Genomic DNA, 13,053 nt, shown 5'->3' on the forward strand with positions numbered 1-13,053 from the left:
CGGCCCTCCCGCAGGGGCGGCACCCTCGGGTCTTCGGCAGCGCGTGGCATTTCCGCGGCGCGGGGTAGACGGCCACCGTGAGGTTCAGCCGGTCGACGAGAGGAACGTTCGTGATGCGTGCTCGGAGCATAGGTGCGGCAGCCGCCACAGGGTTGGCGCTGGTGGCCGCCCGCGACCTCGTGCAGAAGAAGCACGCGCTGCTGAGGAACTTCCCCCTGGTGGGACACGCCAGGTACATCCTGGAGACGATCGGCCCCGAGCTACGGCAGTACATCGTGACGTCCAACGACGAGGAGCGCCCCTTCAGCCGTGACCAGCGCAGCTGGATCTACGCGTCGGCAAAGGGGGAGAACAACTACTTCGGGTTCGGCACCGACAACGACATCGAGCACGAGCAGGGTCACGCGTACGTGAAGCAGCGTACTTTCGCCGGTGCGCTGCCCGATCTGAGCGACCCGCAGGCGCCGTTGCCCTCGGCCAAAGTGCTCGGCGGACCGCGCGGCCGCGCGAAGGCGTTCCGCCCGGCGAGCGTCATCAACATCTCGGCGATGAGCTTCGGCTCGCTGTCCAGCGCGGCCGTCACGGCCCTCAACAAGGGCGCGGCGCTGGCCGGGACGATGCAGAACACCGGCGAGGGCGGCCTGTCGCCCTACCACCTCAACGGCGGGGACCTCGTCCTCCAGATCGGCACGTCGTACTTCGGCTGCCGCAACGAGGACGGGACGTTCAACCTCGACAAGCTCAAGTCCACGGTCGCGGACGCGCCCGTCAAGGCGATCGAGATCAAGCTCTCGCAGGGCGCGAAGCCGGGGCTCGGCGGCATGCTACCGGGCGCGAAAGTGACCGACGAGATCGCCCGGATCCGCGACATTCCCGCGGGCGAGGACTGCGCTTCGCCGTCGCGGCACACCGCGTTCCACGACGTGGACTCGATGCTCGACTTCGTGGAACTGCTGGCCACGGAGACCGGACTGCCGGTCGGGATCAAGAGCGCCATCGGGGAGATGGACTTCTGGGAGGAGCTCGCCACCCTGATGGAGCGGGGCGAGCGAGGGGTCGACTTCGTGACCGTCGACGGTGGCGAGGGCGGCACCGGGGCGGCTCCCCTGATCTTCGCCGACTCGGTGTCCCTGCCGTTTCGCGTGGGCTTCTCCCGCGTCTACGGCGTGTTCGCCGAGCGGGGCCTGACCGACGACATCACCTTCATCGGTTCCGGCAAGCTCGGCCTGCCCGAGAACGCCGTCGTCGCGTTCGCCCTCGGCGTCGACCTGATCAACGTGGGCCGTGAGGCGATGCTCTCCATCGGCTGCATCCAGGCCCAGAAGTGCCACACCGACAAGTGCCCCACCGGCATCGCCACCCAGAACCCGTGGCTGGCGCGCGGTATCGACGCGCCCTCGAAGAGCACCCGGGCCGCGACGTACCTGCGCACCCTGCGCCGGGACTTGCTGAAGGTCTCGGGCGCCGCCGGCGTCCCCCACCCGTCGCTCATCACCCCCACCGACATAGACCTCCTGAACGGCGACTACGAAGCCCGCACCCTGGGGAGTGTGTACGGCTACAAGGATGGCTGGGGCTCGCTCGGCCCGAAGCTCGCCCATGAGATCGCCGAACTGCTCACCACCTGAGCCGGCCACTCGGCTACCTGTTTTCAGCAGATCTGAGTCCCTACGGCTGTATCAGTGCACATACCCGGGCGCGCGAACATACGTCAGACCGCACGCGATCGGGCGCAGTCTGCCATCGGTTCCCTTCCTGAGCCCTCCAAGATTCGGCGAACCCGTCGGATTCCAGTGAAGGGCGACTCGATGGCGGGCGCCCACGTGCTTGATGGCGACACCGTGATCATCCGCGTGCAGGAGACAGCCGGGAACGGCGAGGTCGTGGCCGCCACGTTGGAAGGCGAAGCCACCGTCAGGCTGCTCAAGCGGGACGGCGCTCACGTGTGGCCGGTTGCCGAGAACCCGGCCTACGCATATCGCCCATATAGTGCCATTTCAGCTGGGGGTAAAGTACGGAGCTCCGCCGTTGACGAGGGGTTACTGATCTGTTCGGGGTGTTGTCGGGAGGGGTGACGGGCGGCGATTCCCGCGGTAGGCCGGTGGTATGCGGTACGCACAGGGCGGTGGACTGACCGCCGAACGGCAGCATTTTCGTGAGCGGATTCGCCTCGAGGCCGGGGAACGGTTCGAGCGGGGTGAGAAGAACACGGTGATCGCGAAGGAACTGCGGGTCAGTGTGCGCTCGGTGGAGCGCTGGCGGCGGGCCTGGCGCCAGGGCGGGACCGCCGCCCTGACCTCGGCCGGGCCGCCGAAGCTGCCCAGGCTGAGCGATGACCGGTTCACCGAACTGGAACAGGAGCTGGCCCGGGGGCCGGCGGTGCACGGCTGGGAAGACCAGCGCTGGACCCTGGCGAGGATCCGCATACTGATCTTCCGGCTATTCGCCCTGGAGGTCTCGCCGGCGGCGGTGTGGCGGCTACTGCACCGGCACGGCTGGTCCTGGCAGTCACCCGCCCGCCGGGCCGTTGAACGCGACGAATCCGCGGTCCATCTGTGGAAGAAAAACGTGTGGCCGCAGGCGGAATGACTGCGGCGGCGCTGGGCGCCTTCCTCGTCTTCGAGGACGAGGCCGGGTGCGGGATGACCCCGACACGGGCCCGGACCTGGGGCCGGCGCGGGCAGACGCCGGTGGTGCGGGTGCGCGGCCGGTCCTGGCGCCGCTATTCGATCGCCGCCCTGTGCTGTTACCGGCCGGGCGAGTTCTCCCGGCTGATCTACCGGCCCCGCCGGCACCGCAAGCACCCCGGCACGGGACGCAACAGTTTCGCCTGGACCGACTACCGCGACCTCATCGTTCGCGCCCACATCCAGCTCAAGGCTCCCATCGTCCTCATCTGGGACAATCTCAACACCCACCGGACCGCCGGGATGCGCCAGTACGCGGCAGGCCACGACTGGCTCACCATCGTTCATCTGCCCTCGTATACCCCGGACTTGAACCCGGTGGAGGGCGTCTGGTCACTGCTGCGGCGCGGTCCGCTGGCCAATGTCGCCTTCACCGACGACGACCATCTCGAACACACCCTCCGCCGCGGCCTGCGGCACATTCAACGCCACCCCGAACTCATCGACGGCTGCCTCACCGGCACCGGACTCAAGCTGACTCACTATCCGACGACAACACTCCGAATAGGTCAGTAGGCTCGGTCCCGACGGGCGGCCCGGCGCCGTCCTCGTTGAGAGCCCGGACGCTGACAGGTCGAACGCGCAACGCGCCCCGTCCATCCCGCTGTGAGTGCCGAGTTCGTCCACGCACAAGCGATGGAGCTTGGCGCACCCCAGGCCTTGGTTGGTCCGCGCAGCACACAAGCCCTGTGCGACACGACAACACCAGGTGATACACCTCACGCGCCTCAACGGTCGCGCGCGTACAACCCTTTCGCTTCATCGACGATCAACACTGTGCGGCCGCTGTGGCCGTGCGACCTGTATCCGCCCATCGAAAGTCCATAACGGAGCCTTCTCATGTCCCAGCACTCCCGCAACAAGTTGACGCCCGGCAAGAAGGTGACCCTGGGCGTCAGCGCACTGGCCGCCTCCGGAGTTGCCGTCGGTCTGCTCGTCACACCGTCCGCGACGGCGGGCGGGACCGGCGAGGATGAGGCGCTGCAGCAGAGCAAGGCCTTCGCCGCCGACGCGTCGGCAGCGAAAGCCGCAGCGCCCAGGACCCTCGCCGCGAGAGCTGCCGACTCCACCGTCGTCTCCGGCATCACCGTCGACGGCGGCAACAGCGCCCGCATCGGGACGACGAACACGCAGACGATCACTGTGAAGTGGACGGTCAGCGGCGGGTCGAAGCTCTACGGCAGCCACGCGTCGATCTGGCGCGGCACCGACCGCGACAGCGACCTGAAGCAGTTCTTCAACTCCGAGCAGTTCGACGCGGACATCGACCCGTGCGTTCAGTCCGGCGACACCATGTTCGACTGCACGGCCACCTTCAAGATCGACCCCCAGGACTACCTGAAGAACGAGGACGCCGGAGCGTGGAAGATCGCCCTCTATGCGATCACCGACGCGGCCACCGACGTGGACACCGACAACGCCAAGACCTGGTACCTCAAGCGCTGGTCCCGGCTGAGCAACAACGCGGCCCCCGAACCCGTCGCCAAGGGCAAGACGATCACGATCACCGGCAAGCTGGAGCGCGCCAACTGGGACACCCACAAGTACGCGGGCTACACCCAGCAGACCGTCCGCCTCCAGGAGCGTTCGCTGACCGGCTCGTACGCCACCACCAGCAGCCACATCACCGGCACCGGCAGCCTGGCGGGTGTCGAAAAGCAGACTCGCACCGCCACGACCGACCGCTGCTACCGCTACAAGTTCGAGGGCACCTCTACTACGCCGCCGGTCACCGCCACCGGTGACTGCGTGGACGTGCGCTGAGCCCGCTGACCTGGCTGACCACACCGGGGCGGCGAGGCGACAGACTCGTGCTCGTCCCGGTGTTGGCCGGCTTACGGATCCGGTGGCGCGGTCGGTCCGGCCCCGCGGCCGCCCGGACCACTGAGTTCGCCGGGCCGGGCTCGTTCGTAGCGGCGGATGACCTGCCCGGTGGGCCGGTCCAGGAAGGCCAGGCGGTTCAGCCCGTGGCGGGCCAGGATCCGGTGCGCGGTGGAGGCGGGCAGGCCAAGGATCGGGCCGATGCGGGCCGTTCCGAGTCTGCGGTCCTGGCGCAGGCGGCAGACCCGGGCCTCCAGCGGTGCCGCGGTGCGGTGCGGTGTGGTGGGGGGAGGGCTGGAACGGTCGTGCAGTCCTTGTTCGCCCTCGGTGCGCCAGCGGCGGATCCAGGTGTGGGCGGTGGGCCGCGAGATGCCCATTTCGGCGGCCACATACGTGACCGGGCGACCGGCGCGGACACGTTCGACCAGCAGTCGCCTGCCGTGCACGGTCAGACTGGCATCACGGTGGGACACGAAGCCCTCCGTGCGGTGCAGTCGCTAGTGCTCTGACCGGGAAGGTTCGCCGGGGCGGTGGTCGCTTCCTCAGGCTTGGAGCCAGCCGTGCATTCTCCTTCTGAGCGGCGGTAGCAGTCCCGAAGAAAATGGATTGGGTGTAGCTCCTTTGGAGGGATGGTCGCCGAGGAGAGCCACATCTGTCGGCTGGCCCGTGCAGGATCGGGGCTTCCCCGGAGCGACACCACACCCCTATGGTCACAGCGGTATGAGACCTGGCAGGAAGCGCAAGGTGGGCGCGAAGCGCTCGTCGCGAACTCGACCGCTCGACGAAACGAGCCTCTGGTGGATTCCGCTCGGCGTCCTTGTCATGCTGTTCATGAGCTGGGGAATCTCCGGGTTCATAGCCCGTTGCGAGCCTGGCATCAGGGGCGACTGCGTTGCGCCGCACCACAGCGTCCCGTGGCCGTTTTGGGTGGTGTTTCTCGCAGTGTTGCCGACGTACGTGGTGGTGATCACGGGACTCGCCACGTGCCATTGGCCACCCGCGCTCAGCGTAGCCCTGGGCGGTATCGCTGGTGGGGCGTACGTGCTTGCCCAAGGACAGACGAGGCCGTCCATGATCACTGCGGGCATCGCGCTCGTCCTTGCCCTTGCGTCCCCCGCACTGACATGGCATCGCCGCCGACACGGGGCCCATGCCCAACCCTAGACGGTCATCCCTCCAGAAGAGCCACACCCAAATGGATTGCCTTGGGGACGGTGCTCACGTTGGCTGGGCAGCATGGCTGAACTGCATACCGATCGCCTCGTGCTCCGTCGATGGCAAGACTCCGACCTTGAACCGTGGGCGGCGATGAATGCTGATCCCGAGGTCCGGGAGCACTTGGGCGACCTGCTCACCCGTGAACAGAGCGATGCCTCCGTGGCGCAGTTCCAGGCCGAGTTCGACCAGCGAGGCTACGGATGGTGGGCAGTTCAACTGCAGGCCACGGGCGAGTTCATCGGCTTCGCGGGCTTGGACCAGGTGGATGATGGCATGCCGTTCACTGGGGTAGAGATCGGTTGGAGGCTCGCTCGCTCGGCCTGGGGCCAGGGTTACGCCACCGAGGCCGCCTTGGCTGGCCTGGCCTTCGGCTTCGAAACGCTTGAACTTACCGAGATCCTTGCAGTGACGACTGCCACGAACCTCCGTTCCCAAGCAGTGATGCGCCGGATCGGCATGACCCGAGACCCGGCTGACGATTTCGACGACCCCACCGCACCCGAAGGGCCACTGCGTCCGAACGTGCTGTACCGAATCGCGCGTGGTGTGAGGGTCTGACGCTCTCGGCGGCCTCTGTCGCTTGGTCAGGCCGGGGCGGGGAGCGGGCGTCCGCCCCAGCGAATGCCCTTTTCGCTGCGGATGCGGGCGCGTTCGCGACGCTGGGCCGCGAGGACGTCGGGGTGGCGGGCGTTGGCGTTGCGCCAGCGCAGGTAGGAGTGCAGGGCCCGGGTCTGCACGCTGTGGTTGCGGTGGTTGGAGTTGGCAATCGTGAACTGCCGCAGTGGCCCGAAATGCGCCTCGATCGGGTTGGCCCAGGAGGCGTAGGTCGGGGTGAAGCACAGCTCGACGCGGTTCTTCTTCGCCCAGCGACGGATCTTGTCGCCCTTGTGGGCGGACAGGTTGTCCAGGATGACGTAGATCGGGGTGTCGTCCGGGCGTGCGGCCCGGATCGACCTCAGTGCGGCCAGGGTGTTCACCGCACCCTTCTTGCGGCGGTTGACGCCCCACACCCGGTCGTCGCCGACGGAGTAGCAGCCGTGGAAGTACCGCACCCCGTGGGTGCGGTGATAGGTCGCGGGATGGCGCTCAGGGTGACCGGCGGGAGCCCAGCCAGCTCCGGCGGTGGGGCGGATGCCGAGCGGCCCGAACTCGTCGAACGCAAACACGCGGTCCGGGAAGCGTTCCAGCACCTCCTCGATGCGGTCCAGCTTGGTGTCGCGCTCGGGGTCGGGCGACTCCTTCCAAGTCTTGGTGCGTTGGAAGGTGATGCCGCGACGGGCGAGCAGGCACCGTAATGTCTCGCCACCGATCCGGATCAAAGGGCCGTGCACTTTCCGCAGGTAGGCGGCGAGTTTGCGGATGGACCAGCGGGTGAAGGGCTGGCCGAGCTTGGTCGGGCGGGTGGTGGCCGTCTGGACGACGAAGTCCTCGTCGTCAGGACTAAGCAGGCGGGGACGGCCTCCCGCCCACCGAGGGTCCAGGCAGGCAAGACCGATCTCGTTGAACCGGTGGATCACGTCGCGGACGGTGTCCTCGTCGGCCTGGACCAGCTTCGCGATCACTGGGACCCGATTCCCGCCGGCCGAGGCCAGCAGCATCATCGCGCGCCGGTACCGCACCGAACTGGTGCTGCCACGACGCACGCTCTGCTGCAGCTTCTGCCCCTCCTGGTCGGTCAACCTGCGCACATGGACAGGCTTAGCCACCACACCCCCAGCGGTCGGATCGGACGTCTCCGGACATCCAACCTCTGGAACCACCGATCCGGCGAACCTTCCCGGTCAGAGCACTAGACAGCTCCACCACACCGGAGGTCTTCGCCATGATCAAGCCCCGCCAGCGGTGACAACGTTCGTGGAGAGCTGGTCCCGCGTGATGAATCTTCTGCGGCAGCACGCCCCTGCCGATCACGTGGATCTGCCTGGGCCCGCTACGGAACAGATGATCGCGGCCGCTGAGAAGCGGATGGGTATCGGCCTCCCTCAGGATCTGCGGGCGTGGCTGCTGCAGAACAATCTGGATCTTCCTGAGGAGGATGTGGACGACGATGCCGCATGTTGCGGCTTCGCGGGGTTTCCGGACGAGGGAAGCTTCTTTCTGGGTATCCGGGCCATGGAGAGGCTCTACGAGAACCGCTCCATGCCCGGTGGATTCGACCCCCCGGACCAGCCGGAGAATCCGTTCTGGCGCAATGAGTGGATCCCGTTCCTGTCGGACCAGGCCGGCTGGATGGGAAAGTTCATCGACGTGCGGGACGGGCGTGTCGGCAAATGGTTCGCGGGCGAGATCACGACCACGGGTGAGTACGAATCGCTGGCTCACTATTTCGACTCCGTGGCGGAGATGCTGACGAAGATCGCCGATGGAGAACACCCAGTCTGTGAGTTCGCCGAAGGGCGACTCGTCTGGTCGTGAAACAGTCCCCACCACATGACCGACATCGCCAAAGCCGTCCTCACCCTGGAGAAGTAAGAACAGAGCGTTCGTCCCGGGCCCGGTGCGTGGTCCGAAAACCGCGCGGACGCGTTCGCAGGCACATGGCGGCGGTGATGTCGGGAGGGCGCTCAGGGGGTGAGGCCGGCGTCGCGGGCCAAGAGCGCGGCCTGGACCCGGTTGGTGACGCCCAGGGTGGTCAAGATACGGCTGACGTGGGATTTGACGGTGCTCTCCTGCATGCCGAGGGATTTCGCAATATCGGCGTTGGTGTCCCCTTTAGCGAGCAGCGCCAGGACGTCCTTTTCACGTGGGGTGAGAGGTGCGATGCGGGCTTGGGCCTGGGTGGCCTGAGGGCGGCCCGTGTGGTGGTAGCGATCGATGAGGCGGCGGGCGGCGGTGGGGTGGAGCATGGCGGAACCGGCGGCGACGAGGTGGACGGCTCGCAAGATTTCAGCGGGGTCGGTGTCCTTGAGGAGGAAGCCGTCGGCGCCCGCGGCCAGTGCGTCGTAGACGTACTCGTCGAGGTCGAAGGTGGTCAGGGTGATGACCTTCGGTGGGTGGGGCAGGGCACGCAGCCGCCGAGTGGCAGCGATGCCGTCCATACGGGGCATGCGGACGTCGACCAGGGCGACGTCGATGCGGTGGGCGGTGGCCTGCTCGATGGCGTGGAGGCCGTCGGTGGCCTGGGCGACGACCTCGATGGCGTCGTCGCTGGCGAGGAGGTCGGTCAGTCCGAGGCGGACGAGGGCGTCGTCGTCGACGACCATGGCGCGGATCACGTACGGGGGCCGTTCTGTTCGGTGACGGGGTGGGGGATGCGGGCGGCCAGTCGCCAGGTCCCGGCGCCGCCGGGGCCGGCGTTCAAGTGCCCGCCCAGTGCTTCGACGCGCTCGCGCAGTCCGATGAGGCCGAATCCGGAGGGAACCGCCGGGGCGCCGTGGAGGTTCGTGCTGGGAGGGTTGGTGACTTCGATCAGGGTGGCGGGTGGCCCGTAGTCGACGCGGACGTGGACGGGCGCGTCGGGGGCGTGCTTGCGGGCATTGGTCAATGCTTCCTGGACCAACCGGTAGACGGCCAGACGGTGCGCCGCGGGCGCCTGTTCAGGACTGCCCTCGACCATCGTGCCGATGACCTGTCCGGCCGCCCGGGACTGCCCGATCATCTCTTCGACGTCGCGCAGGGCCGGTGCGGGCGGGTCGGTGGCAGCAGAGGTATCGGTACGCAGGGCGCCAAGCACGTCGCGCAGGTCGGTCAGAGCCTCGGTGGAGGTGGTACGCAGCAGGCTGAGGCGTTCGACGACGGGATCGGGCAGGGCATCCTTTTTCGTGGCGAGGACACCCGTGTGAAGGGCGATCAGGCTGAGCCGGTGGGCGAGTACGTCGTGCATCTCCGCCGCGATCGCGGACCGCTCGGCCATGCGTGCGGCCTGCTCGCGTAGTTCCCGCTCGGTCCGCAGATGATCCACCTGAGTATTCAGCGCCTCGACCAGGCGGCGGCGGTTTCCCATCCACAGCCCGCCCACCACGGCCAGCAGCACAAAGAGCACCGAACCATAGGGTTGCGGGCTCCACAAGGACACCACCGGGCGTAGGACGGCGTTGCCGGTGAGGGCCACGGCAGAGCAGACCACGGCTGCCAGGGTGCGGCGGCGGGAGGCGAGGTCGAACAGGGCCAGCAGGAACAGCGGGAGCATGGGCCACCCCCACACACCCGCCGCCGCCGTCGTGAGAGCCGGGGCGAGCCACCAGGGGCCGCGGCGCAGCAGCAGGGCGAGCCCGCACGCGAGCGCCACCGCTGTGCGGGCGCCGCCGTAGTGGCCGCCGGCGCTCGATGCCGTGTTCTGGACCGCGGCCAGCGTCAGCAACACCACCAGGCCGTAGCGACCGTACGCGGCCCACCTGTGGTTCTGTTCCCGCTTCATCTGCGCAGCGTAGGCAGGCGGCCGTCTGCGTCACGGCCACCGTTCCGCCACGGCGACCCCCTACTTTCGTAGGGGAAGGCGGACGCACAAGGGATGATCCGCAGGAGAGCGAGCGTCCTTAGCGTCGAAGACATGGACGATTGGACCACCTCACACGACCGTGTCCTCGCGCAGCGCAACGCCGAGGGCTGGATGTTTCTCATCGAAGCAGCCCGCGACCTGCGCACCACCGGAGCCATCGCTCCCAGCAGCAAAGCGCTCGCCCGCCTGCTCACCGACCCGGTCCAGGAGCACGCAACGCAGCCCCTCAACGTCCTGGAGGCGGGCGCGGGCACCGGCTCCGTCACCCGCACCCTGATCTCCCGCCTCTCCCCGGGCAGCCGACTGGACATCGTCGAGGCCAACGCGCGCTTCGCCTCCCAGCTGCGCCGCCTCGTCCGCACTCATCCGCGGCTCGTCGGCCGGAGTGAACGGGTCCGCGTCCACCACACCCTCGTCGAACAGCTCGACACCGGCCGCCCCTACGACGTGATCGTCTCCGGCCTGCCCTTCACCAACTTCACCCCCGCCCAGGTCGAGACGATCATGAACCGGTACATGGAACTGCTCCACCCCGGCGGCACCCTCACCTACTTCGCCTACCGCGGCACCCGCTACGCCCGCGCCCTGACCGCCTCCCGCAGCGAAGCCCGCCGCCACCGCGCCGTCGAAGAGGTCCTCGCCGACTACCAGCGCAGGTACGCCACCGGCTGCTGGACCGTGTGGGGCAACCTGCCCCCGGCCAACGTCTGGCAGCTGCGCCGCCCCGCCCGCGCATCCGTCCCGGCAGCGCAGCACATCATGGCCGGTGCAGACCGGTGAACACGCTGACCGGACTGATCAGTCACGTTCCCGCCCAGGCCGCCTACGCGATCCTGGCCGCCGCGGTGCTGGCCGAGTCCGTGCTGCTGATCGGCGCGTTCATCCCGACCCTGACTCTCTTGCTGGCCTCCGGAACCCTGGCTCGCGCCGGCGACCTGAACCTCGTTCTGGTCATCGCCACCGCCTCGGGCGCGGTCGTCGCCGGGGACGCCCTCGGCCACCGCACCGGACACATGCTCGGCAGCCACCTGCGCACCGGACGGCTCGGCCGCCGCATCCCCACCGCCGCGTGGCAGCGAGCCGAAGCACTCATGGCCCGACGCGGCGGCCAGGCCGTCTTCCTGTCCCGCTTCGTCCCCGTCGTACGCACCCTGACCCCGCACCTGGCCGGGGCGACCCACCTGCCCTACCGGCGCATCGCCCCCTACAGCCTGCTCGCCGCACCGGTGTGGGCCGGCGCCGAAGCCACCACGGGATACGTCGCAGCCACCTCCCTCCAGCACACCATCGCCTACGGAGGCCCCGCCCTCGCCGCCACCGCCGCAGTGATCACTGCGGCCGTCCTGGGCGGCAGCAAAATCCGCAGCCGGACCCGCTCTGGTGCTTCTGCTTCTCGGCGGAAGCAGGAGGCGCTGGGCCGGTCGTCGTCGCCCAGCGCGGAGGGTCGTCGATGTGAAGGGCGGTCAACTCCGCGACGGAGTCGACGGGAAGCCCGCCAGCTCGAAGGTGAGCCACGGCTTTGGGCAGCAGGCGGCTGCGTTCATCGGAACCGGCTCCGGACGGGAGGTGGGGGGTCGTTTCGCCACCGAGTCTTTGGTCGGTGGATCTGTGGGACCACTCGGGGAAAAGCTCCAGTTCATGCAGGCGGTGGAGAACAGCGGATATCGAAACACCCCAGTCGCCGGCTTCTGCGGCCAAGCGTTCGAGAGTGGCGGTGCGGAGCGTCGAGGCGACGACGGCAGTACGGGGCATGAGGAAAGCAGAGGCGGACGGGACGGCCGCAGTGCGCGAGACCCGGTGGCCCGGCCGGCTATGGCCAAGGACGCGTTGCCCGAGCTCGTGGGGGAGGTGCCGCCGTGCCTGTTCGCCGTCCAGACGGGATGGGAGGAAGACGAAGGGTGTCCCGGACTGGCGTGTGAACAACGCCCCTACGTCTCCGCAGTCGGTCGGTAGAGCAACGATGCGGATGTCATTGGCTTCGAGGAGCGGCATCAGCGCGTCAGTGGGGGCGTCGCCCATCGGCCAGTGGGCCCGTAGGGCCTCGGCGGCGTCCTTCGCGCGTTGACCGCCGTCCATGGGGTGCAAGGCGGTCGCTCACCCGTGGCCACGCCCCGCACCGAGCGCGGCCAGGGCTGCCCCACGCCCTGGCCCGGCTCGACTTGGTGAATCGGCGGGCGCGGTCGGTCCGGATCGGCCGAAGGCGCCGGTGATGGCCGCGCTGCAGGGGGCGGTTACGTGTACATCCCGCCCTGGAGGTTGTCGAAGAGCTCGTTCCACTCGCTGTACTGGTTGGCGAACGGCAGCGGATCGACTTCGCGGATGTACGCCATCAGTGCTTCGACTTCCTGACGGCGACGGGCATCCGCGGAGTCGGGGTCCTCGTCGTCGGCGCTGAAGGAGGTGATGAAGTCGAGCCAGGACTGGGCGGTCTTGATGAGTGAGGAGATGTCCTGGTGGATGGGGATGACCAGGTTGACGCCCTCTGTGTACTGGTAGACGGTGCCTGTGTCCGCAGCGATCACGATCGGGTTGATCGGGAAGTTCCCGATCTTGACGACCGTCTTGAGCTCGTCAGGGGTCTCCCATCCGTCGGCAGCTTTCGCTGTGGCGTCCCAGATGAACGCTGAGTTGAAGTCTTGCGGCAGGAAGAACCCCAGCTCGTACTCCTCTGCTTGTGGGAGCCCGACGTGGGTGAGGAAGTCCAACGTCTCTCCGCTGAAGCCGTACTGGCGGCCGGTGGCCTCGGGCGGTACGGCGACTTCCTCCACCAGCTCGACGTCTTCCAGGGCCTGATGGTCAACGTTGAACAGCACTGACTCGGACGGAACGCGAAGCTGCAATTCAAGGTCTCCGATGTAGACACGTGGGCTCGGCAGCAACGCATCGGAT

The 13,053-nt window shown here is 68.1% G+C and carries 12 protein-coding genes and 2 pseudogenes; 8 read left to right on the forward strand and 6 right to left on the reverse strand.

Going from position 1 to position 13,053, the window contains the following annotated elements; translation table 11 throughout:
* Nucleotides 1-113: 113 nt before the first annotated feature.
* From ACVHNB_RS15825 to ACVHNB_RS15840, 4 genes are all read left to right on the forward strand, one after another.
* On the forward strand, nucleotides 114-1,628 hold the full coding sequence (locus ACVHNB_RS15825) for an FMN-binding glutamate synthase family protein (protein ID WP_428950524.1): 1,515 nt from the start codon (nucleotides 114-116) through the stop codon (nucleotides 1,626-1,628).
* Between the two features lie 180 nt (nucleotides 1,629-1,808).
* Nucleotides 1,809-2,075 (forward strand): LexA family protein, encoded by a 267-nt coding sequence (locus ACVHNB_RS15830; protein WP_456228397.1) that lies wholly within the window; start codon nucleotides 1,809-1,811, stop codon nucleotides 2,073-2,075.
* A gap of 31 nt (nucleotides 2,076-2,106) precedes the next feature.
* Nucleotides 2,107-3,203, forward strand: a protein-coding gene (locus ACVHNB_RS15835) for an IS630 family transposase (RefSeq protein ID WP_456228398.1) whose coding sequence is annotated in 2 segments (ribosomal slippage) — nucleotides 2,107-2,568 and nucleotides 2,571-3,203 — 1,095 coding nt in all. Because the reading frame shifts where the segments join, the coding sequence is not laid out codon by codon here.
* Between the two features lie 324 nt (nucleotides 3,204-3,527).
* Nucleotides 3,528-4,451, forward strand: coding sequence for a calcium-binding protein (locus tag ACVHNB_RS15840; protein WP_428950521.1), 924 nt, complete (start codon nucleotides 3,528-3,530; stop codon nucleotides 4,449-4,451).
* Nucleotides 4,452-4,573: 122 nt separating this feature from the next.
* Here ACVHNB_RS15840 and ACVHNB_RS15845 read toward each other — a convergent pair.
* Nucleotides 4,574-4,981 (reverse strand): annotated as a pseudogene (locus ACVHNB_RS15845) (helix-turn-helix domain-containing protein); the annotation flags it as partial.
* A gap of 763 nt (nucleotides 4,982-5,744) precedes the next feature.
* Between ACVHNB_RS15845 and ACVHNB_RS15850 the strand changes: the two are divergent.
* Nucleotides 5,745-6,284: a GNAT family N-acetyltransferase gene (locus ACVHNB_RS15850; RefSeq protein WP_428950520.1), complete on the forward strand. Its 540-nt coding sequence runs from the start codon at nucleotides 5,745-5,747 to the stop codon at nucleotides 6,282-6,284.
* A gap of 26 nt (nucleotides 6,285-6,310) precedes the next feature.
* Here ACVHNB_RS15850 and ACVHNB_RS15855 read toward each other — a convergent pair whose 3' ends face one another.
* Nucleotides 6,311-7,432, reverse strand: a complete 1,122-nt coding sequence (locus ACVHNB_RS15855) for an IS630 family transposase (RefSeq protein ID WP_428950519.1) — start codon at nucleotides 7,430-7,432, stop codon at nucleotides 6,311-6,313.
* 169 nt (nucleotides 7,433-7,601) lie between these two features.
* On the opposite strand from ACVHNB_RS15855, the gene ACVHNB_RS15860 reads away from it, so the two are divergent.
* Complete coding sequence (locus tag ACVHNB_RS15860; RefSeq protein ID WP_456228892.1) at nucleotides 7,602-8,141, forward strand: SMI1/KNR4 family protein; 540 nt, start codon at nucleotides 7,602-7,604, stop codon at nucleotides 8,139-8,141.
* A 149-nt stretch (nucleotides 8,142-8,290) separates the two neighbouring features.
* Here ACVHNB_RS15860 and ACVHNB_RS15865 read toward each other — a convergent pair whose 3' ends face one another.
* Together ACVHNB_RS15865 and ACVHNB_RS15870 are read right to left on the reverse strand one after the other, a co-directional pair.
* On the reverse strand, nucleotides 8,291-8,941 hold the full coding sequence (locus tag ACVHNB_RS15865; RefSeq protein ID WP_456228399.1) for a response regulator: 651 nt from the start codon (nucleotides 8,939-8,941) through the stop codon (nucleotides 8,291-8,293).
* Nucleotides 8,938-10,083 (reverse strand): sensor histidine kinase, encoded by a 1,146-nt coding sequence (locus tag ACVHNB_RS15870; protein WP_456228400.1) that lies wholly within the window; start codon nucleotides 10,081-10,083, stop codon nucleotides 8,938-8,940. Before ACVHNB_RS15870 ends, ACVHNB_RS15865 begins: the two co-directional genes overlap by 4 nt.
* 132 nt (nucleotides 10,084-10,215) lie before the next feature.
* On the opposite strand from ACVHNB_RS15870, the gene ACVHNB_RS15875 reads away from it, so the two are divergent.
* Nucleotides 10,216-10,944, forward strand: coding sequence for a class I SAM-dependent methyltransferase (locus tag ACVHNB_RS15875; RefSeq protein WP_456228401.1), 729 nt, complete (start codon nucleotides 10,216-10,218; stop codon nucleotides 10,942-10,944).
* An 80-nt stretch (nucleotides 10,945-11,024) separates the two neighbouring features.
* A complete protein-coding gene (locus ACVHNB_RS15880) occupies nucleotides 11,025-11,918 on the forward strand; it encodes a DedA family protein (protein WP_456228893.1) in 894 nt (297 codons plus the stop codon).
* Here the strand turns inward: ACVHNB_RS15880 and ACVHNB_RS15885 are convergent.
* Together ACVHNB_RS15885 and ACVHNB_RS15890 are read right to left on the reverse strand one after the other, a co-directional pair.
* Nucleotides 11,863-12,240: pseudogene (locus ACVHNB_RS15885) on the reverse strand (ImmA/IrrE family metallo-endopeptidase); the annotation flags it as partial. The gene ACVHNB_RS15880 and the pseudogene ACVHNB_RS15885 sit on opposite strands and share 56 nt — an antisense overlap.
* 155 nt (nucleotides 12,241-12,395) lie before the next feature.
* Nucleotides 12,396-12,977 carry an SUKH-4 family immunity protein gene (locus ACVHNB_RS15890; protein ID WP_456228402.1) on the reverse strand — a complete coding sequence of 194 codons (582 nt, stop codon included), beginning with the start codon at nucleotides 12,975-12,977 and terminating at the stop codon, nucleotides 12,396-12,398.
* Between the last annotated feature and the right edge of the window lie 76 nt (nucleotides 12,978-13,053).

This window comes from Streptomyces sp. YJ-C3, from assembly GCF_053891275.1.

Excerpts from the sequence above, each read along its gene's own strand:
- ACVHNB_RS15825 (WP_428950524.1), top strand. The coding sequence starts at position 114 with ATGCGTGCTCGGAGCATAGGTGCGGCAGCCGCCACAGGGTTGGCGCTG.
- ACVHNB_RS15830 (WP_456228397.1), top strand. The coding sequence starts at position 1,809 with ATGGCGGGCGCCCACGTGCTTGATGGCGACACCGTGATCATCCGCGTG.
- ACVHNB_RS15840 (WP_428950521.1), top strand. The coding sequence starts at position 3,528 with ATGTCCCAGCACTCCCGCAACAAGTTGACGCCCGGCAAGAAGGTGACC.
- ACVHNB_RS15850 (WP_428950520.1), top strand. The coding sequence starts at position 5,745 with ATGGCTGAACTGCATACCGATCGCCTCGTGCTCCGTCGATGGCAAGAC.
- ACVHNB_RS15860 (WP_456228892.1), top strand. The coding sequence starts at position 7,602 with ATGAATCTTCTGCGGCAGCACGCCCCTGCCGATCACGTGGATCTGCCT.
- ACVHNB_RS15870 (WP_456228400.1), bottom strand. The coding sequence starts at position 10,083 with ATGAAGCGGGAACAGAACCACAGGTGGGCCGCGTACGGTCGCTACGGC.
- ACVHNB_RS15875 (WP_456228401.1), top strand. The coding sequence starts at position 10,216 with ATGGACGATTGGACCACCTCACACGACCGTGTCCTCGCGCAGCGCAAC.